The organism is Streptomyces sp. BRA346 (genome assembly GCF_052851135.1).
Map to the genome: position 1 here is coordinate 39,157 of NZ_JAIWIH010000036.1, position 20,073 is coordinate 59,229.

The 20,073-nt window shown below is 69.6% G+C and carries 20 protein-coding genes; 16 read left to right on the forward strand and 4 right to left on the reverse strand.

All coding sequences use genetic code 11. From position 1 onward, the window contains the following. The first annotated feature begins 26 nt into the window (after positions 1–26). The 5 genes from LCH29_RS33680 to LCH29_RS33700 all read left to right on the forward strand — a co-directional run bounded on the left by LCH29_RS33680 (position 27) and on the right by LCH29_RS33700 (position 5,553). The gene (locus LCH29_RS33680) at positions 27–1,088 is read left to right on the forward strand and encodes a phage baseplate protein (protein WP_446465487.1); all 1,062 of its coding nucleotides are present in this window, start codon (positions 27–29) and stop codon (positions 1,086–1,088) included. A gap of 65 nt (positions 1,089–1,153) precedes the next feature. Beyond that, positions 1,154–2,521, forward strand: coding sequence for an FAD-binding oxidoreductase (locus LCH29_RS33685; protein WP_446465488.1), 1,368 nt, complete (start codon positions 1,154–1,156; stop codon positions 2,519–2,521). Between the two features lie 167 nt (positions 2,522–2,688). Next, entirely contained in the window at positions 2,689–4,329 is a 1,641-nt protein-coding gene (locus LCH29_RS33690) for an RDD family protein (protein ID WP_446465489.1), read from the forward strand. Positions 4,330–4,407: 78 nt separating this feature from the next. Then, entirely contained in the window at positions 4,408–4,986 is a 579-nt protein-coding gene (locus LCH29_RS33695) for an RDD family protein (RefSeq protein WP_446465490.1), read from the forward strand. Positions 4,987–5,046: 60 nt separating this feature from the next. After that, on the forward strand, positions 5,047–5,553 hold the full coding sequence (locus LCH29_RS33700) for an RDD family protein (RefSeq protein WP_446465491.1): 507 nt from the start codon (positions 5,047–5,049) through the stop codon (positions 5,551–5,553). Here LCH29_RS33700 and LCH29_RS33705 read toward each other — a convergent pair. Continuing rightward, complete coding sequence (locus LCH29_RS33705) at positions 5,539–5,805, reverse strand: hypothetical protein (RefSeq protein WP_446465492.1); 267 nt, start codon at positions 5,803–5,805, stop codon at positions 5,539–5,541. The genes LCH29_RS33700 and LCH29_RS33705 overlap by 15 nt on opposite strands. A 340-nt stretch (positions 5,806–6,145) precedes the next feature. Here LCH29_RS33705 and LCH29_RS33710 point away from each other — a divergent pair, with 340 nt between their 5' ends. Together LCH29_RS33710 and LCH29_RS33715 are read left to right on the forward strand one after the other, a co-directional pair. Continuing rightward, positions 6,146–8,533, forward strand: a complete 2,388-nt coding sequence (locus tag LCH29_RS33710) for an immune inhibitor A domain-containing protein (RefSeq protein ID WP_446465493.1) — start codon at positions 6,146–6,148, stop codon at positions 8,531–8,533. Between the two features lie 112 nt (positions 8,534–8,645). Then, the gene (locus LCH29_RS33715) at positions 8,646–8,957 is read left to right on the forward strand and encodes a hypothetical protein (RefSeq protein ID WP_179934716.1); all 312 of its coding nucleotides are present in this window, start codon (positions 8,646–8,648) and stop codon (positions 8,955–8,957) included. A gap of 113 nt (positions 8,958–9,070) precedes the next feature. Here the strand turns inward: LCH29_RS33715 and LCH29_RS33720 are convergent, their stop codons facing one another. Further along, complete coding sequence (locus tag LCH29_RS33720) at positions 9,071–9,655, reverse strand: isochorismatase family protein (RefSeq protein WP_446465494.1); 585 nt, start codon at positions 9,653–9,655, stop codon at positions 9,071–9,073. Between the two features lie 121 nt (positions 9,656–9,776). Continuing rightward, positions 9,777–11,111, reverse strand: a complete 1,335-nt coding sequence (locus LCH29_RS33725) for a nicotinate phosphoribosyltransferase (RefSeq protein WP_446465495.1) — start codon at positions 11,109–11,111, stop codon at positions 9,777–9,779. Positions 11,112–11,193: 82 nt separating this feature from the next. Between LCH29_RS33725 and clpS the strand changes: the two genes are divergently transcribed. From clpS to LCH29_RS33770, 9 genes are all read left to right on the forward strand, one after another. Continuing rightward, the gene (gene clpS / locus LCH29_RS33730; protein ID WP_063735273.1) at positions 11,194–11,505 is read left to right on the forward strand and encodes an ATP-dependent Clp protease adapter ClpS; all 312 of its coding nucleotides are present in this window, start codon (positions 11,194–11,196) and stop codon (positions 11,503–11,505) included. Then, the gene (locus LCH29_RS33735; protein ID WP_446465496.1) at positions 11,505–12,122 is read left to right on the forward strand and encodes a DUF2017 domain-containing protein; all 618 of its coding nucleotides are present in this window, start codon (positions 11,505–11,507) and stop codon (positions 12,120–12,122) included. Before clpS ends, LCH29_RS33735 begins: the two co-directional genes overlap by 1 nt. Before the next feature lie 209 nt (positions 12,123–12,331). After that, complete coding sequence (locus LCH29_RS33740) at positions 12,332–13,738, forward strand: amino acid permease (RefSeq protein ID WP_446465497.1); 1,407 nt, start codon at positions 12,332–12,334, stop codon at positions 13,736–13,738. A gap of 367 nt (positions 13,739–14,105) precedes the next feature. Next, entirely contained in the window at positions 14,106–15,623 is a 1,518-nt protein-coding gene (locus tag LCH29_RS33745; protein ID WP_446465498.1) for an alanine/glycine:cation symporter family protein, read from the forward strand. A gap of 134 nt (positions 15,624–15,757) precedes the next feature. Continuing rightward, on the forward strand, positions 15,758–16,180 hold the full coding sequence (locus LCH29_RS33750) for a Mov34/MPN/PAD-1 family protein (RefSeq protein ID WP_446465499.1): 423 nt from the start codon (positions 15,758–15,760) through the stop codon (positions 16,178–16,180). A gap of 91 nt (positions 16,181–16,271) precedes the next feature. After that, positions 16,272–16,388, forward strand: coding sequence for a putative leader peptide (locus LCH29_RS33755; RefSeq protein WP_342778345.1), 117 nt, complete (start codon positions 16,272–16,274; stop codon positions 16,386–16,388). 119 nt (positions 16,389–16,507) lie between these two features. Continuing rightward, the gene (locus LCH29_RS33760; RefSeq protein ID WP_446465500.1) at positions 16,508–16,786 is read left to right on the forward strand and encodes a MoaD/ThiS family protein; all 279 of its coding nucleotides are present in this window, start codon (positions 16,508–16,510) and stop codon (positions 16,784–16,786) included. After that, entirely contained in the window at positions 16,786–17,736 is a 951-nt protein-coding gene (locus tag LCH29_RS33765) for a PLP-dependent cysteine synthase family protein (protein WP_123104917.1), read from the forward strand. The genes LCH29_RS33760 and LCH29_RS33765 overlap by 1 nt, the downstream gene beginning before the upstream one ends. Before the next feature lie 228 nt (positions 17,737–17,964). Further along, on the forward strand, positions 17,965–18,717 hold the full coding sequence (locus LCH29_RS33770; protein ID WP_123104919.1) for an MBL fold metallo-hydrolase: 753 nt from the start codon (positions 17,965–17,967) through the stop codon (positions 18,715–18,717). Positions 18,718–18,815: 98 nt separating this feature from the next. On the opposite strand, the gene LCH29_RS33775 is transcribed toward LCH29_RS33770, so the two are convergent. Further along, positions 18,816–20,054 carry a PTS transporter subunit EIIC gene (locus tag LCH29_RS33775; RefSeq protein WP_446465501.1) on the reverse strand — a complete coding sequence of 413 codons (1,239 nt, stop codon included), beginning with the start codon at positions 20,052–20,054 and terminating at the stop codon, positions 18,816–18,818. Positions 20,055–20,073 lie beyond the last annotated feature (19 nt).

Sequence of the window (20,073 nt, forward strand, 5' to 3'; positions counted from 1 at the left end):
TTTCTCTTGGGAGTTGTTGATCTCGCATGCAGACGGACAAGTACGCCGCGGGTCGGTTGACAAGGCGTAAGTTCGCCCTGGCCGGGGGCGCTGCCGCCGCGGGTGCGCTCGGGGCGTTCGCGGTACGGCCCACCGAGGCCCACGCTGCCCACGCCGCCAAGGCCTCCGCCGGGATCGCCGCCGCCGGCGGCCGGTTCGACCTCTCGGTGCCCTCCACGCAGCTCATCCGTGAGAAGGCACCGCACAACAACACCGTGCTCCAGTCCTTTGCGTTCGACGACGCCAACGGCCACCTCTACACCATCCAGCTGATGCAGGGCGGCATCCGGCTCAGCGGCGAATCCGCCCCCGTCTCCGGCGCCGACCGGGCCGCGCGCGGCGACATGTGCATCACGCAGCTGTCCCTCACCGGCAGCGAGCTGGGCCACATGTACGTCAGAGGCTTCGGCCACGGCGTCTCGATCGGCTGCGAGCCGACCGGCACCACCGCCCAGCTGTGGACCGAGTCGGACGCCAACCCCGACTCCGGCTACGGGCGCGCCATCAGCCGCTTCGTGTTCAAGGACGGTGCCGTCCTCGACAACGGCTCGTCCGCCCTGGCCACCCACCGCCCGGTGGCCGGTTCGACCAGCAACCAGCCCGCCGTCGACATGCTCAACAAGCGGCTGCTGCTGCGCTACCGCCAGGGCGGCGAGGTCCGCTACCGGCTGATGAGCCTGGCCGGGGTCACGGCGGGCGACTACTCCGCCGTGTACGACGACATACCCCAGGTGGGCGTCGAGGACGGCGAGGTCTTCCAGGGCTTCACGGTGCTCGGCGACTACGTGTACCAGCTCACCGGCACCGCGTACACGGACGAGAACGGCCCCAACCCGCCCTCCGGCCACGGCAACGCGCATGTCTCCTGCGTCGATCTGCGCACCGGCGAGCTGGTCCAGCGCGCCCGCACCGAGGCCGGATACTCGCTCGACTACCGCGAGCCCGAGGGCATGGCCGTCCAGCTCACCAGCCCGCGCCGGCTGTGCATGGGCTTCGCCTCCGGCGCGTCCGGCGCCCGCGAACTGAGCGTCTACTACAAGCCGCAGTGAGTACCGCCTAACCCGGTCGCCGCGCCGATCTTCCCTGGCGCCCGCCCGAGTGCGAGCCTGGACGTATGACCGACCTCATCGAGTCGCTGCGGGAGGGCCTCCCCGAGGAGGCAGTGCTCACCGACCCCGATGTCACGGCGGCGTACGCCAACGACATGGCGAGCTTCTGCGATGCGGGCGCGCCCGCCGTGGTCGTCCTCCCCCGCACCGTCGAACAGGTGCAGCACGTATGCCGTACGGCCACGGCGCTGCGCGTCCCCATCGTTCCGCAGGGCGCGCGCACCGGCCTGTCGGGCGCGGCCAACGCGTCCGACGGCTGCATCGTGCTGTCCCTGATCAAGATGGACCGCATCCTGGAGATCAACCCGGTCGACCGGATCGCGGTCGTCGAACCGGGCGTGGTGAACGCGGCGCTGTCGCGCGCGGTGCTGGAGAAGGGGCTGTACTACCCGCCGGACCCCAGCAGCTGGGAGCAGTGCACCATCGGCGGCAACATCGGCACGGCGTCGGGCGGGCTGTGCTGCGTGAAGTACGGCGTGACCGCCGAGTACGTCCTCGGCCTGGACGTCGTCCTCGCCGACGGACGGCTGCTGTCCACCGGCCGCCGCACCGCCAAGGGGGTCGCGGGCTACGACCTGACGCGGCTCTTCGTCGGCTCCGAGGGGAGCCTCGGCATCGTCGTACGGGCCGTCCTCGCGCTCAAGCCCGCCCCGCCCGAACAGCTCGTCCTGGCCGCCGAGTTCCCCTCCACCGCGGCGGCGTGCGACGCGATCTGCCGCATCATGGAGCGCGGCCATGTGCCCTCGCTGCTGGAGCTGATGGACCGTACGAGCGTGCGCGCCGTCAACGCCCTGGGCGACATGGGACTCCCCGAGTCCACCGAGGCCCTGCTCATGGCCGCGTTCGACACCCCGGACCCCGCGTCCGACCTGGCCGCCGTGGGCGAGCTGTGCACGGCCGCCGGGGCGACCGAGGTGGTTCCGGCGGACGACGCGGCCGAGTCCGACCTGCTGCTCCAGGCCCGCCGCATGACGCTGACCGCGCTGGAGGCGGTCAAGGGCGTCACGATGATCGACGACGTGTGCGTGCCGCGCTCCCGCCTCGCCGAGATGATCGACGGCACGGCGGCCATCGCCGAGAAGTACGGGCTCACGATCGGCGTCGTGGCCCACGCCGGGGACGGCAACACCCATCCGACGGTCTGCTTCGACCCCGCGGACCCGGACGAGTCGCGGCGGGCGCGCGAGTCGTTCGACGAGATCATGGCGTTGGGTCTTGAGCTGGGCGGCACGATCACGGGGGAGCACGGGGTGGGCGTCCTGAAGCGGGAGTGGCTCGCGCGCGAATTGGGACCGGTGGGGGTGGAGTTGCAGCAGGGCATCAAGCAGGTCTTCGACCCGCTGGGTCTGCTCAATCCGGGCAAGCTGTTCTAGGGGCCGGTAGGCGGCTTCCCGTATTGACCGCCAAAAAGTTGCGAGGCGGTGCCACAGTAGGTACGGGCCTCGGGCCCGTCTGATAGACCTTGACAGCGCGCTCCGGGTTGCACTGCGGCAGCGCAGCACAGCAGCACGGCGAGCACAGATACGGGACATCGGAGATCATGAGCGCCCCTTCCTCAGGATCCGCTGACGGCAGCTCCATTCCTGGGTTTTATCCGGATCCGTCCATTCCCAACTACATCCGGTACTGGAACGGCGCTGCCTGGGTGCCCGGCACCAGCCGCCCCGCCCCGGCCGAGGGCGAGGCCATGCCCGCCGCGCCACCCGGAGTCACCCACACCCAGGTCACCAGCCCGGTGCCGGACGAGACCGGCCCGATGTTCCTGGACGAGGACCCGGAGCCGGGGCCCGCGGTGGAGATCGGCGGCGCCCTGCCCGAGGTGCGGCGGCGTGCCGAGATGGACGTACGGGAGTCCGGCCCGGGCAGCGTCATGGGCACCGAGCCGGTGCCGCCCGGCGGGACGGCCGCCCCGGTGGACTGGGACGATCCGCAGCGGCTGCACGGCACCCGCCCCGGGGCCGGGGCCGCCTGGCAGGCCGACGCGTCCCACCAGGCCGGATTCGGCGGTGAGCAGGACCGCCGCATCTCGTGGGGTGCGGAGCCGGAGGATCCGCGAGCGGGGGTGCCCGACCCGCGCGGCGCGGCGGACGGCGACGTCGGTGGTGACCGGAGTGGCCGTGGTGAAGGCGGTCGCGACGAGGGCACGCTGACGATGCGCGGCGGCGCGGAGGCTGCGGGCGGTACGGGCGGTACGGGCGACCGCAAGGATCGCGCCACCCACGCCCTCCCCGCCGTACGCAACACCCCGGAGCTGCCCTCGCCCTCCCCCTCGGCCGAGGCCGGTGCCGGTGCCGGTGCGGCGGACGGCACGATGGCGATCCGCGCGCTGCGGCCGACCGGCCGCGACGAGGGCACGATGACGTTCCGTACGCTCGACCGCGACGCACCGCCGCAAGGCCCCCAGCAGTCCCCCCAGCAACAGCCGCCCCAGCCGCAGCCCCAGCAGCCTCCTCAGCAGCAGCAACCGGCGCAGCAGCCCTACGGCGGCATCCCGGCCCAGCCGTCCCACGGCGGTCCCGGCGGTCCCGGGGGCGGCGGCTGGCAGCAGCAGGTGCACCAGCTCGCACAGCAGCCCCAGCAGCCCCAGCAGCCGCAGGCCCCCCAGCCCCCGGCGCCCCAGCAGGGCGCGCCCGAGAGCGTCATCCCCTGGAAGCCGCCGGTCGACAATCCGTTCCTCCAGGCCGCCCAGGCCCAGGGGCGGCCCGCCGGGCTCGGCCGCCGCTTCTCCGCCCGGCTGATCGACATGGTCGTGCTGCTCGCCATCACCGGCGCGGCCGCGTTCCCGCTGTGGGGGAAGGCCGCTGACCACATCGACGAGAAGGTGGAGACGGCCAAGCAGTCCGGCGAGACCGTCACCGTCTACTTCCTCGACGGCACCACCAGCGGCTATCTGGCCATCGTGCTGGGCGTGCTGCTGCTCGGCGGGATCCTCCTGGAGGCGCTGCCGACGGCCGTATGGGGCCGTACGCTCGGCAAGAAGCTGTGCGGGGTGCGGGTCCTGGACATCGAGGAGCACGACACCCCGTCGTTCGGCGCCGCCCTGCGCCGCTGGTTGGTCTACGGGGTGCTGGGCGTGCTGCTGGTCGGCGTGGTGAACGTGCTGTGGTGCCTGGTGGACCGCCCTTGGCGGCAGTGCTGGCACGACAAGGCCGCCCGCACGTTCGTGGCGACGGCCGACTGATCCTCGGATGGAGCATCCGGGTCGCCCGAACGGGGCGATCCGGATGCGATCGACCTCGATCGGCGGTCGACTCGGGCCATGAGCACCGACCAGCCGCCGCCACCGGGGGACGAGCCCCGCGACCGGGATCCGTTCGCCAAGCAGCCGCCGTCCCGGGCGAACGGCTCCCCGTACGGTGATCACGACGACGGCGCCGATCCGCTCGCGGGCATGCCCCCGCTCGCCCATCTCGGCCGCCGCCTGCTCGCCCGGATCGTCGACGGGCTGATCATCGGCATCCCGGTCGGTCTGATCATGGCCCTGATCTGGGGCACGTACTACCCGATGGGCGACGGCAGCGACGCCCGCTCGTCCGTGTTCACGCTCGTCTACGTCCTGGCGTACTTCGTCTACGAGGGGCTGATGCTGACCCGCTACGGCCAGACCCTCGGCAAGAAGGCGATGAAGATCCGGGTGGCCATGCTGGAGACCGGCGAGCTCCCCGCGGGCGGCGCCGGCTGGGCGCGCGCCGCCACGTATGCGCTCCCCGAGGTCGTGCCCTGCTGCGGCTTTGTCTTCTGGCTGGTCAACGTCCTGTGGTGTACCTGGGACCGGCCGTATAGGCAGTGTCTGCACGACAAGGTGGCCAAGACGGTCGTGGTCTCGACCACGCCCTGAGGACGACCCGGTATCGGCCCGCCGAGGGGCGCCCGGGCGGCTGCTGATGTAATCGGGGGCATGAGCCCCGACCAGCTGTCGTCGCCCCCGTACCCCGACCTCGCCGGGATGCCCCCGCTGGCCACCCCCGGCCAGCGCTTCGCGGCCCGGCTGATCGACGGCCTCGTGCTCGGCGTCATCTGGACGCTGGCGCTCGGTATGACGGGCGCGCTCCGGTACGGCATGGAGCACCCGGGCCAGCAGGACCTGGGCAAGGTGATGGCCGCGTTGATCATCACCATGGGGGTCTACTTCGCCTACGAGGGCACGATGCTGGCCCGCAGCGGTCAGACGCTCGGCAAGAAGGCGATGCGGATCCGCGTCGCGGTGCTCTCGAACGGGGACATTCCGGGCCGCCAGGGCTGGGTGCGCGCAGCGGTCTACACGCTGCCGGGCCTGCTGATCCCGGTGCTCGTCGGCACCCTGTTCTGGGTGCTCAACGTGGTGTGGCAGCTGTGGGACAAGCCGTTCGGGCGCTGCCTGCACGACAAGGCGGCGCGGACGGTCGTGGTGTCAGCCGTGCAGTGAGTGCTCCCGCGGGGGCTCGGCGGCCACCGCGGACCCGGCCAGCGGGCGGTGGGTGCGCACCGTGCGACCCGCGCGGGCCGGGCGGGACACCGGCACGGTGAGGGCCACCAGCAGCCCGAGCGCGAGACCGGCCACGGTCACCAGGCCGACCCCGAGGCCCGAGCGGGTTTCGGATAGCAGCAGCATGGCCAGCGTCGACAGGACGACGGTGGCCGAACCGTAGGCGAGCTGGGCAGAAGTCGGACGCGGCATGGCGGGATCCGTCCTCAGGGGGCATCGATATGCGGGGGCATGAGTCGGCTGACGTGCGCCGCCAAAAGACTCTACGGTGCTGGATGCCCGATGGGGAGCCGAACTAAGCGTGACCTCACCCACGGGAGCGGAGCACGGGGGGCGCACGGAATCACCGGCGCGTGCAACGGTGTTCCACCGGGCCGGGCCCGCATCGGTCGGCGCGGCCCGCGGGTGTCCGGTAACCGGTACATGGCGGACCGGGAAACGTAACGATCGCTCACAACCAAGTCAAGGACTGTCTTTTCTCCTGCCACTCCGGTCAAATGTGCGGCACCGGTGTGTGGAAGGGGAGGAACAAGTGAACAGCCAACGGAGGGCGGCCAGATCGGCCGCCGTCGCCACGGTGGTGGCCGCGCTCGGCGCGGCCGCGCTGTCAACGGGTGTCGCCCAGGCGGATGCGCCGTCTACGCGTGTCGAACGCCATGACCCGGCGCCCGCGAAGACGGACGTCGAGCACGATCTGGCGGGCCCGTTCAGCAAGCAGCAGGAGGCGCAGCGGCAGGACGCGCTGCGCCAGGTCATATCCGGGGACAAGGAGGCCACCCGGCGCGGCGCGTCGCAGGTGGTGAAGCTCGGCAAGGGCAAGTACGTCGAGCTGGCCCGGGAGAAGACCGACAAGATCTTCACCGTGCTGGTCGAGTTCGGCGACAAGGTCGACGACACCACGATGTACGACCCGGACGGCGCCGACGGCCCCAAGCCGCCGGTGAAGAAGTACGGCGGCGACGCGGGCCCGGCGCACAACACGATCGCCGAGCCGGACCGTGCCGAGGACAACAGCACCGCCTGGCAGAAGGACTACGACCGGAAGCACTTCCAGGACCTCTACTTCTCGGAGGCCAAGGGCAAGGAGTCCCTGAAGAAGTACTACGAGAAGCAGTCCTCGGGCCGCTACTCGGTCGACGGCGAGGTCTCCGACTGGGTCAAGGTCGACTGGAACGAGGCCCGTTACGGCTCCAACTACTGCGGCGACACCAACTGCGCCAACGCCTGGGACCTGATCCGCGACGGCGTCAACCAGTGGGCCGAGGACCAGAAGGCGGCCGGCCGCACCGACGCGCAGATCAAGGCGGACCTGGCCCGGTACGACCAGTGGGACCGCTACGACTTCGACGGCGACGGCAACTTCAACGAGCCCGACGGCTACATCGACCACTTCCAGATCGTGCACGCCGGTGAGGACGAGTCCGCGGGCGGCGGCGCCCAGGGCGAGAACGCGATCTGGGCGCACCGCTGGTACGCGTACGGCACCGACGCCGGGGCAACCGGCCCCGGCGCCAACAAGGCGGGCGGCACCCAGATCGGCGACACCGGCATCTGGGTCGGCGACTACACGATGCAGCCGGAGAACGGCGGCCTCGGCGTCTACGCCCATGAGTACGGCCACGACCTCGGCCTGCCCGACGAGTACGACACCACGGGCAAGGGCGAATCCTCCGTCGCCTACTGGTCGTTGATGTCCGCGGGCTCCTGGCTCGGCACCGGCGAGGACTCCATCGGCGACCTCCCGGGCGACATGTCCGCCTGGGACAAGCTCCAGCTCGGCTGGCTCAACTACGGCACCGCGAAGGCCGGTACGAAGTCCCGGCACACCCTCGGGGTCGCCGAGTACAACACCAAGAACAAGCAGGCGCTGGTCGTCAACCTCCCCGACAAGCCCGTCACCACCGAGATCACCGCACCCGCCGAGGGCACCAAGCAGTGGTGGTCCGGGATGGGCGACGACCTGAAGAACACCCTCACCCGGTCCGTCGACCTCACGGGCGCCGCCAAGGCGAGCCTGGACCTCCAGGGCTGGTGGGACATCGAGGAGAACTTCGACTACCTCTACACCGAGGTCTCCACGGACGGCGGCGCCAACTGGACGCCGGTCGACGGCACCGCGGACGGCAAGGCCATCCCGCGCGACGCCGGGGACAAGCCCGCGCTGACGGGCACCTCCGGGGCGTACCGGAAGCTCTCCTTCCCGCTGGACGCCTACGCGGGCAAGAAGATCGACCTCCGCTTCCGCTACCAGACGGACGGCGGGGTCGCCCAGAAGGGCTTCACCGCCGACGCCCTCACCCTCACCGCGGACGGCAAGCCGGTCGTCACCGACGGCGCCGAGGGCGACGACAACGGCTGGACTACGGACGGCTTCTCGCGCGTGGGCGCGTCCTTCACCAAGGACTACCCGCAGTACTACCTCGCCGAGAACCGCCAGTACGTCAGCTACGACAAGACCCTCAAGACCGGTCCGTACAACTTCGGCTGGGCCTCCACCCGCCCCTCCTGGGTCGAGCACTTCCCGTACCAGAACGGTCTGCTGATCTGGCAGTGGGACACCTCGCAGCCGGACAACAACACCGGCGTCCACCCCGGCACCGGCCTGATCCTCCCGGTCGACGCGCACGCCACCCCGGAGAAGTGGGCGGACGGCACGCTCATGCGCAACCGGATCCAGGCGTACGACTCGACCTTCAGCTGGTACCGGACGGGCGGCTTCACCCTCCACAAGGACGGGAAGGCCGCGAAGATCAAGGGCAAGTGGGGCACCCCGGTCTTCGACGACCACAAGGGTACGTACTGGGACAAAACCAACCCCACCGCGGGGGTGAAGGTTGCTGACACCAACACCCGGATCGGGATCCTCTGGGAGCGCCCGGACGGCCAGACGATGACCGTCCAGGTGGGCCCGTCGTCGTAATCGCAGGTCACAGTCGTGACGGCCGTCACCCACTAGCGGGCGGCGGCCGTTCGCGTTTAGATGCCCCTGGACCTTCTTATTGACACGACGTCTCACGGGGGACATGAACCGTATGGCCGACGGAGGATTCATCAAGCTGCCGGGCGGCAGTGTGGTGGTGGCACTGACCCTGCCCCGCCCACTGGGCGAAGGCGGCGTCCGCGTCCTGGTGCACGCCGCGAACCGGGCGCGCGCCCTGACCAGGCTGCGCAACCTTGGGCTTCGCGCCGTGTACCTGCGCGGCAACAGCGCGCCACCGACGCCCGACGAGGTGACGGCGGTGCTCCACCACCCCGACGGCCTCATCTGGCGCACGTCCCCCGACATCGGCGGCGAGCTGTGGCACCCCATCGCCGCCCTCCTGCGCCCCGCGGCGACGGCCTGACGGCCCTCTGACGGACGCCGGGCGCCCCGGGCCCGCGCGACTCGCGACGGGCCCGGGGCGCCCCCTCAGGCCACCGGCCGGGCGCCCCCTCAGGCCACCGGCCGGGCGCCCCCTCAGGCCACCGGCCGGCCGCTCAGCCGGACGCCCGCGTCCCGCAGCTCCTCCACGGCGCGCTCGGTGGTGACCGGGGCCACCCCCACGGTCAGCCCCAGCAGCACGTGCGTCACGAACCCCTCGCGCCGCGCGTCCAGCGCCGTGGCCCGCACACAGTGGTCCGTGGCGATCCCGACCACGTCCACCTCCGTCACGCCCCGCTCCCGCAGCCACGCCGCCAGCGACGTGCCGTGCTCGTCGACGCCCTCGAAGCCGCTGTACGCCGCGGCGTACGCGCCCTTGTCGAAGACCGCGTCGATCGCGCCCGAAGCCACCGCGGGGGCGAAATTGGGGTGGAAGCCGACCCCCTCGGTGCCCGCGACACAGTGCGGCGGCCAGGTGCGCTCGTAGTCCGGGTGGTCGGAGAAGTGATCGCCCGGGTCGATGTGGCGGTCCCGGCTGGCCACGATGTGGCGGTAACCGGGCGACGCCTCCCCGATGTAGTCGGTGATCGCGGCGGCGATGTCCGCGCCGCCCGTCACCGCGAGGCTTCCGCCCTCACAGAAGTCGTTCTGGATGTCGACGACGATCAGTGCCCTGTGCATCACGCACGCCTTCCGGCTCGGCCCGAGGTGGTCACAGCAGAGGTGGTCACAGCAGTAGCAGCAGCGGCAGGCGCGATCGGTGTGATCGCTGTCGACGCCATGGTCGTCATGGACGTACCCCTCACGCCCGCAAGTACTCCGTCGGCAGCACCGGCTCGCCCTGCGACAGCTGCGTCGCCGACAGGGGCAGCCCCGCCCGCGCCGCCGCATGGCGGTCGCGCGCCGCGTCCAGCGGCTCCCGGGCCACGATCTCGCCGCCGCGCACCAGCTCGACCAGCAGCGTACGGTCCGCCAGGGCCTCCGGGACGGGGCCGCTGCCGACCACCTCGGCCTCGGCCACCCCGTCCGCGTCCAGCCGCCGGGCCGCCCACTTGCGGCCGCCGATGGAGGTCTTCGCGCCCATGGACTTCTTCGCCACCGGCACCAGCGGCGCGTCCGCCGCGTCGGACTCGGCGCGGGCGACCAGCTTGTAGACCATCGAGCAGGTCGGATGGCCGCTACCGGTCACCAGCCGGGTGCCGACCCCGTACGCGTCCACGGGGGCCGCGGCGAGCGAGGCTATCGCGTACTCGTCCAGATCGCTGGTGACCACGATCTTCGTGCCCTTGGCCCCCAGATCGTCCAGCTGCTGGCGCACCCGGTGGGCGAGCAGCAGCAGGTCGCCGGAGTCGATCCGGACGGCGCCCAGCTCTTGACCTGCGATCTCCACCGCGGTGCGCACGGCCTCGGCGACGTCGAAGGTGTCCACCAGGAGGGTGGTGTCGCTGCCGAGCGAGTCGACCTGGGCGACGAAGGCGTCGCGCTCGCTGTCGTGCAGCAGGGTGAAGGCGTGGGCGCTGGTGCCGACGGTGGGGATGTTGTAGCGGAATCCGGCCGCGAGGTCCGAGGTGGTGGCGAAGCCACCGACGTACGCGGCCCGGGCGGCGGCCACGGCGGCCAGTTCATGGGTGCGGCGCGCGCCCATCTCGATCAGCGGCCGCCCGCCCGCCGCGACCGACATCCGGGACGCGGCTGCGGCGACCGCCGAGTCGTGGTTGAGGATGGAGAGGATCACGGTCTCCAGCAGCACCGCCTCGGCGAAGGTGCCCTCCACCCGCATGATCGGCGAGCCCGGAAAGTAGACCTCACCCTCGGGATATCCCCAGATGTCGCCGCGGAACCGGAAGTCGGCGAGCCAGGCGAGCGTCGGCTCGTCCACGATCCGGTGCTGGGCGAGGAAGTCCAGGACGCCGCCGTCGAAGCGGAAGTTCTCGACGGCGTCGAGGACCCGCCCGGTGCCCGCGACGACGCCGTAGCGGCGCCCCTCCGGCAGGCGTCGGGTGAAGACCTCGAAGACCGAGCGGCGGTCGGCGGTGCCGGCCCGCAGCGCGGCCTGCAACATGGTGAGTTCGTACCGATCGGTGAACAGCGCAGTCGACGGCACGTCCACCGGCAGTCCCAAGTCCGCAGCGTCCATGTTGATGATGTTACCTCGCATACTCGTCAGAGTGACGAGATCTGGGTGCCGGTTTAGGCGACCGGCCCTGCCGGGTGGCAGCATTGGGGGTGTGAGTGTCAGTCCGGTGGAGATCGAACGTCCTGAAGCCAGCGAGGCGCCGATGGAGGTGCCCGAGCCCGACGTTCCCTGGGTGACGGTGGTCCACAACGACCCCGTCAATCTCATGAGCTATGTCACATACGTGTTCCAGAGCTACTTCGGCTACTCCAAGGACAAGGCGCACAAGCTGATGCTGGACGTTCACCACAAGGGGCGCGCGATCGTGTCCAGCGGGAGCCGCGAGGAGATGGAGCGCGACGTGCAGGCCATGCACGGGTACGGGCTGTGGGCGACGCTCACGCAGGAGCGCTGATGTCGGGACGATTCGAGCCGCTGCCCGGTGGCGGTGCCGCCGTCGCCCTGGACGAGGTGGAGATCTCCATCCTGCGCAGCCTCGCCGTGCAGCTCGCGGAGCTGATCGGCCCGGGCGACCAGCCGGCCGGGGCCGAGGACCCGCTGGACTCGCTGTTCGCCGAGGGGCCCAGCGAGGCGCCGAGCGACCCGGCGCTGGCCCGGCTGTTCCCGGACGCCTATGGGGGGCCGGGTCAGGAGCTGGACGGGGACGCGGAGAAGGAGGCGCGCGCCGCCTCGGCGGAGTTCCGCCGGTACACCGAGAACGACCTGCGGGCCCGCAAGCGCGATGACGCCCTGGCGATGGTGCGCGACCTGGACTCGCTGACTGCCGGGTCCACCGGGTCGGCCGCCAAGGACCAGGCGGTGCTGGAGCTGGCCCCGCAGAAGTCCCGGCAGTGGCTCGGCGCCCTCAACGACCTGCGGCTGGCGATCGGGACCCGGCTGGAGGTCACCGACGATGACGACGGCGGTGAGCTGCTCGGACTCCCCGACTCCGATCCGCGCAAGCCGATGGTGATGGCGTACTTCTGGCTGGGCGGGCTCCAGGAGACGCTCATCGAAACGCTTATGACGTGATTACTACCGCTTATGGTCACTGAGTGTTCGTTTAGAGGATGTTCAAGTCCGGATAACGATCGGGTCAATGCGGCCGCTCGCTTTGTTGAGTGCGGCAACCTTTGTCCGCTTCTCCCTGTGGCGTGCCTCACCTTCCGCTGAGTGGATCAGTGCTGCGCTCGTGATAAATCTTCACGATCGCCAGCCGCACAGGGAGAAAGGCACACCACATGACCTCAGCGGCGCCTGAAGAGGGCTACGAGCGCGGCCTGGGTAGTCGCCAGGTACAGATGATCGCCATCGGCGGTGCCATCGGTGTCGGTCTGTTCATGGGGGCCGGGGCCAACATCGCCAAGGCGGGCCCCAGCATCATATTGATGTACGCCCTCGCGGGCGTGGTCATCTTCTTCATCATGCGAGCACTCGGTGAGCTGCTCCTGTACCGCCCCGTCTCGGGGTCCTTCGCGGAGTACGCCCGCGAGTTCCTCGGCCCGTTCTTCGGCTACGTCACCGGCTGGACCTACTGGCTCATGTGGGTCGTCACCGGTATGGCCGAGCTGACCGCCGCGGCCATCTACATCCACTTCTGGTTCCCGTCGATCCCGCAATGGGTCAGCGCCCTGGTCTTCCTGGTGCTGCTCTTCGGCGTCAACCTGATCTCGGTGAAGATCTTCGGCGAGGTCGAGTTCTGGTTCTCGATGGTCAAGGTCACCGCGATCATCGGCATGATCGTGATCGGTCTCGGCGTGCTGACCCTCGGCTTCTCGGAGGCCGGTGACACCGCGGCCGCCTCCAACCTCTGGTCGCACGGCGGCTTCTTCCCGAACGGCATCGGGGACAGCCTGATGACGCTCCAGGGCGTCATGTTCGCCTACCTCGCCGTCGAGCTGGTCGGCATCACCGCGGGTGAGTCCCAGGACCCCGAGAAGACCCTGCCCAAGGCGATCAACACCCTGCCGTTCCGCATCATCGTCTTCTACGTCGGCGCCCTGCTCGTCATCCTCTCCGTCGTGAAGTGGACCGAGTTCTCCGCGGGCGAGAGCCCCTTCGTGCACGCGTTCTCGGTGATCGGTATCCCCTTCGCGGCGGGCATCGTCAACTTCGTCGTCCTCACCGCGGCCCTGTCCTCCTGTAACTCCGGGATGTACTCCACCGGCCGCATGCTGCGCGACCTGGCCGCCAACAGCGAGGCTCCGGGCGTCTTCGGCAAGCTCAACGCCCGCAAGACCCCGTTCGCCGGTATCGCCCTCTCCGCCGCCCTCATGGGCGTCGGCGTGATACTGAACTACACCGTCCCGGACAAGGTCTTCCTCTACGTCACCTCGGTGGCGACCGCGGCCGGGATCTGGGCCTGGATGATGATCCTGATCAGCCACATCCGCTACCGCCGCGCCGTCGTGGCCGGCCGGCTGCCCGCCTCGTCCTTCCCGGCGCCCGGCGGTTCGGTCTTCAGCTGGGTGGCGCTGGTCTTCCTCATCTGCGTCACCGGTCTGATCGCGTACGACGCGGAGACCCGGATCTCGCTGTACGTCGGGGCCGTCTGGGCGGTGATCATGGTGATCGGCTGGTTCGTGCTCAAGAGCCGTACGCCGGAGGTCACCGACCCGGAGCGCGAGCCCGAGTTCGCCCGGGACTGACGCTTCCGCCCCTTGGGGCACCGTCTCGACAGGCGGGTTCCGGACCTCGGTCCGGAACCCGCCTGTCGCATGTAGGCCGATTTGCCCCGTCTTATCGATTCAGTTTGATATATGGGCATTTGCCCTTACTCAGGAAAGCCCTAATTCCGGATAACAATCGCATCTCTACACGGCAAATTGATGAGCGATTATGGTCGCCTTTGGCAATTTTGTCGTTCTTGTCGCGTATTTCATTGTGGCCGATGTCACTCCAGGTGGCCCCGGGCATGGTAAGAACTGGCCAAACATTTTGCGCGGGCTTTTCCATCTGCTTCCGCGCGTGCTTCGCGAACCGGTGTGCCGATCCCGTATCAGATGAAGGTGGCCTATGTCGCTCGAGTCCGTGACCCAAGATATTGACAAGGCAGTAAGCGACTTCTTCGACCCCGTCGCCACATGGCTGAGCGACATCGTCTTCTATGCCGTGCCCATCGGCGGCACCGAACTGCCGCTCATCGTGGCCTGGCTGGTGGTCGGCGGGCTGGTCTTCACCACCTGGTTCGGCGTCATCCAGTTCCGCAAGTTCAAGCTCGCGACCGAGGTGGTGCGCGGCAAACACGACGAGGCGGGATCACCCGGGGAGGTCAATCACTTCCAGGCGCTGACCGCGGCCGTCTCCGGGACCGTCGGGCTCGGCAACATCGCCGGTGTCGCGGTCGCCGTCAGCATCGGCGGGCCCGGCGCCACGTTCTGGATGATTCTGTGCGGCCTGCTCGGCATGGCCACCAAGTTCGTCGAGGTCACCCTCGGCGTGAAGTACCGCGAAGAGCACCCGGACGGCACCGTTTCCGGTGGGCCGATGCACTATCTGCCCAAGGGGCTCGGTGAGCGCTTCGGCAGCCGCGGCAGGAAATTGGGTGCGATCCTGGCCGGCCTCGCCTCCGCCATGATTCTCTTCTTCGGCCTCTTCGGCGGGAACCTGCTCCAGATCAACCAGAGCTACGTGCAGCTCTCCTCGACCATGGGTGGCGGAATCGACACGTCCGCGGGCGCCCTCGCCTTCGGTGTGGTGGTCGCCGCACTGGTCGGCATCGTCCTGCTCGGCGGCATCCGTTCCATCGCATCGGTCACCAGCCGTCTGGTCCCGGCCATGGCGGTGATATACATCGTCGCCTGTCTGACCGTCATCCTGACGAACGCCACCGCCGTGCCGGGAGCGTTCGGCGCGATCGTCGAGGGCGCGTTCAACCCCGACGGCGTCACGGGTGGCGTCATCGGAGCCCTGATCGTCGGTTTCCAGCGTGCGGCCTTTTCCAACGAGGCAGGTCTCGGCTCGGCCCCGATCGCCCACTCCGCGGTGAAGACCAAGCACCCCGCCAGCGAGGGTCTGGTGGCCCTGCTGGAGCCGTTCCTCGACACCGTCGTCATCTGCACCATGACCGCGCTGACCATCATCGTCGCGGAGCCGGCGAGCTGGGTCGCGGCCCGGGAGGGCAAGGAGATCGGTGGCGTCACCATCACGTCGGACGCCTTCGAGACGGTGCTTCCCTGGTTCCCGCACGTGCTGACCGTCGCGGTCCTGCTGTTCGCCTTCTCCACGACGTTGACCTGGGGTTACTACGGACTCAAGGCGTGGTCGTACCTCTTCGGCAAGAGCAGGGGCAGTGAGATCACCTTCAAGGCCGTCTACAGCGCCTTCGTGGTCGCGGGCTCCCTGCTCTCCCTCGACTCGCTGATCAGCCTGTCCGACTCGGTCCTCTTCATGCTGGCCGTGTTCAACATCATCGGCCTGTACCTGCTCGCCCCCGTGGTCAAGCGGGAACTCGACTCCTTCCTGGAGCACGTGCGGGACAAGAAGCGCGGCGGACCGGCGCTGGAGCCGCAGCGGGAGCACTCGGCCGAGTAACGGCCGCCCGCCCCTCCGCTCCTCGTCTCGGCAGACGGGCTCCGGATCTCATCTCCGGAGCCCGTCTGCGTGTCCGCTTGCAGCCGCCCACCCTCGGCCGAGGCGCCGTACTCCGCGCCTCATATCCTTCTGGCATGCTGACCATCACCCAGGCGCTTCACGACCGGATCGTCGCCCACGCGCGGGCCGACCACCCCGACGAGGCGTGCGGCGTCATCGCGGGTCCGGCCGGAAGCGGCCGTCCCGAGCGGTTCATCCCGATGCTCAACGCGGCGCGCTCTCCCACGTTCTACGAGTTCGACTCGACCGATCTGCTCAAGCTCTACCGCGAGATGGACGACCGCGATGAAGAACCGGTCGTGATCTATCACTCGCACACCGCGACCGAGGCGTACCCCTCTCGTACGGATATCTCCTACGCCAATGAGCCCGGTGCGCACTACGTCCTCGTGTCCACCGCCGACTGCGGCAACGAGGAGGGGCCCTTCCAGTTCCGTTCCTTCCGGATCGTCGACGGTGAGGTCTCCGAGGAAGAAGTCGAGATCATCCCGGGCTGACCCGATACGTCGTCTCGTATCGCGATTGTTACCCGTCCGTATCGCGGGACACGCTTCCGAGGGGCGGATCGGGAATCGATACGATGAGTTCATGGTTTCCGATGACGTGAGCGAAAAGACGCCGGGCATGCTGCTCGTGGCGCGGCTCCACGTCGACCTGTGCCGACTCGCCAGCGCGATGTGTCCGCGCCGCGCCGAGGCCGCCTGAGCGCGTCCTCCCGACGCCCCACGCCCGCCCGAAGCACGCAGCCGAAGCCTTCCGACGACGCCCCGGCCCGATCCGATCCGGTCCGGAAGTCCACCCCGCCCTCCCACAGGAGATTGAGAATGGCCATCGAGGTCCGCATCCCGACCATCCTCCGCACCTACACCGACGGCCAGAAGGCGGTCGAGGGCAGCGGGACCACGGTCGCCGAGCTGTTCGCCGACCTGGAGTCCCGGCACACCGGCATCCAGGAGCGCTTGGTCGACGGCGGCGAGCTGCGCCGCTTCGTCAACGTCTACCTGAACGACGAGGACGTCCGCTTCCTCGACGGCATCTCCACCAAGCTCTCGGACGGCGACAACGTGACGATCCTCCCGGCCGTCGCGGGCGGAATGTACTGATGCGGTACGACAGCCCCCTGGCAGCGGTCGGCAACACGCCGCTCGTCCGGCTGCCACGGCTCTCGCCCTCCCCGGACGTCCGGGTCTGGGCGAAGCTGGAGGACCGCAACCCGACCGGTTCGATCAAGGACCGCCCCGCGCTCCACATGATCGAACAGGCCGAGAAGGACGGCCGGTTGACGCCCGGCTGCACCATCCTGGAGCCGACCTCCGGCAACACCGGCATCTCGCTCGCCATGGCGGCCAAGCTCAAGGGCTACCGCATCGTGTGCGTCATGCCGGAGAACACCAGCGAGGAGCGGCGCCAGCTGCTCGCCATGTGGGGCGCGGAGATCATCTCCTCGCCCGCCGCCGGCGGCTCCAACACCGCCGTCCGGGTGGCCAAGGAACTGAGCGCCGAGCACCCCGACTGGGTGATGCTCTACCAGTACGGGAACCCCGACAACGCGGGCGCCCACTACGCCACCACCGGCCCCGAGATCCTGGCCGACCTGCCCTCCGTCACTCACTTCGTGGCGGGCCTGGGCACCACCGGCACCCTGATGGGCGTCGGCCGCTTCCTGCGCGAGAACAAGCCCGACGTGCGGATCGTCGCCGCGGAGCCGCGCTACGACGACGTCGTATACGGGCTGCGCAACCTGGATGAGGGCTTCGTCCCCGAGCTGTACGACGAGTCCATCCTCACCACCCGCTTCTCCGTCGGCTCCGAGGACGCGGTGGCCCGCACCCGTGAACTCCTCGCCCAGGAGGGCATCTTCGCGGGCGTCTCCACCGGTGCCGCGCTGCACGCAGCCCTCGGCGTCGCCCGCAAGGCGGTCAAGGCGGGCGAGAGCGCCGACATCGTCTTCGTCGTCGCCGACGGCGGCTGGAAGTACCTGTCCACCGGCGTCTACACCGCGGCCACCACCGAGGAGGCGGTCGAGACCCTCCACGGCCAGCTCTGGGCGTAGACCCGCTGGCGGCGGAATGCGGCGCACCGCGGGTACCCGGTGGTAACCGATGTGGGGCATACGCGGCTGCCCGGGGCTCCGTCCTGGTGATTCCGCCCACAACGCGGGCCCGTGGGGGAGCTACCAGGGCTTTAGCGCCTTACGCTCGTGGGCACCCCGTGTGACCCCGCACCCGCCGCCTCGCCCATGGCCCTCGGCATGGGGACCCCTCAAGGAGGTTCCTGCTCCATGAAGCTCACCGTCGTCGGATGCTCGGGGTCGTTCCCGTCCGCGGAATCGGCCTGCTCGAGCTACCTCGTAGAGGCCGACGGCTTCCGGCTGCTCCTCGACATGGGCAATGGCGCCCTCGGCGAGTTGCAGCGCCACTGCGGTCTCTACGACCTCGACGCCGTGATCCTCTCCCACCTCCACCCCGACCACTGCATCGACATGTGCGCCTACTTCGTCGCGCGGTACTACCGCCACGACGGGGGCCGCGCCGAGGCGATCCCGGTCTACGGGCCCGAGGACACCGAACGCCGCCTGGTCCAGGCGTACGACGACGTGCCCGACGAGAAGTCGATGCAGGAGGTCTTCGACTTCCGCACCCTCACCCCGGGCACCTTCGAACTGGGCCCCTTCACGATCCGCACCGCCCGGGTCTGCCACCCGGTGGAGGCGTTCGGCTTCCGCATCGAGCACGGGGACCGCGCCCTGGTCTACTCCGGTGACACCGGCCCCTGCGAGGCCCTGACCGACCTGGCCCGCGGCGCCGACCTCTTCCTCTGCGAGGCGGCCTTCACCCACGGCAAGGAAGACATCCCGGAGCTGCACCTCAACGGCCGCCAGGCCGGTGAACACGCGCAGGCCGCGGGCGCCGCCGCCCTGGTCCTCACCCACATCCCGCCGTGGACCGACCCCCACCTCAACCAGCGCGACGCCGAGGCCGTCTTCGACGGCCCGGTGACCCTGGCGCGGTCGGGTGCCGTCTACGAGGTCTGAGCGCCGCTGGGCCCCGCTGAGCCCCGCACGACGAAAACGGGCCGGATCTGCTCCAGCGGATCCGGCCCGTTTTCGTCGTATGCCCTACTTCTTCTGCCCTACTTCTTCGCTGCGCTCGTCGCGGCCGCGGCGTCGTCGAGGGAATCCTCGGGCTCCCGGCCCGGCGTCGGGATGTTGAACTTCGTGATCACGAAGCGGAACACCACGTAGTACAGGACGGCGAACGCCAGCCCGATCGGGATGATCATCCAGGCCTGCTCGCTGTGCGACCACCCCAGCAGGTAGTCGAAGAGGCCGCCGGAGAACGTGAAGCCGCTGCGGATCCCGAGCGCCCAGGTCAGCGCCATGGACACACCCGTCAGCACGGCGTGGATCCCGTACAGCACCGGCGCGATGAACATGAACGAGAACTCGATCGGCTCCGTCACACCGGTCACGAAGGCGGTCAGCGAGACGGAGATCATCATGCCCATCACGGCCTTGCGGCGCTCCGGGCGCGCGCAGTGCGCGATCGCGAGACCGGCCGCGGGGAGGGCGAACATCATGATCGGGAAGAAGCCGGTCATGAACATTCCGGCCGACGGGTCGTCGTGGAAGTAGCGCGCGATGTCGCCGTGCCAGGTCTGGCCGCCGGAGGAGAAGTCGCCGAACTGGAACCAGGCGAACGAGTTCAGCAGCATGTGCATGCCGACGGGAATCAGCAGCCGGTTCACGACGCCGAAAATGCCGGAACCGATCGCACCATTGGCCGAAAGCCACTCGGAGAAGCTGTTGAGTCCGTCACCGATCGGCCCCCACAGAAAGCCGAAGACGACGCCGTACAGCACGCCCGCGAAGGACATCAGGATCGGGATGAAGCGGCGCCCGCTGAAGAAGCCCAGCCAGTCCGGCAGCCGGGTCCGGTGGTACTTCTCCCACAACACGGCGGCGGTTATGCCGACCACGATGCCGCCCAGCACGCCCGGGTCCTGCGGCTTGCCGGTGACGTCGCTGACGAAGCCGGTCAGCACGTTCTTGTAGACGAGGAAGCCGACCAGGGCCGCGAACGCCGTCGTGCCGTCCGACTTCTTCGCGAAGCCGATCGCGACGCCGAGGCAGAACAGCAGGGCCAGGTTGTCGAAGAGCGCGCCGCCCGCGTGGGCGAAGATCTCCGCGAGTTTGTTCCAGCCGAGCCCCGCCTTGCCGAAGACGTCGTCCTGGCCCAGTCGGCTCAGGATGCCCGCGGCGGGCAGGGCGGCGACGGGCAGCTGGAGACTGCGTCCGATCTTCTGCATACCCTTGATCAGACCGGCGCCCCGCTTCTGGGCGGGCGCCGCCGAGGCGGTGGCCGTACTCATCGGATTCCTCCTGGTGAGG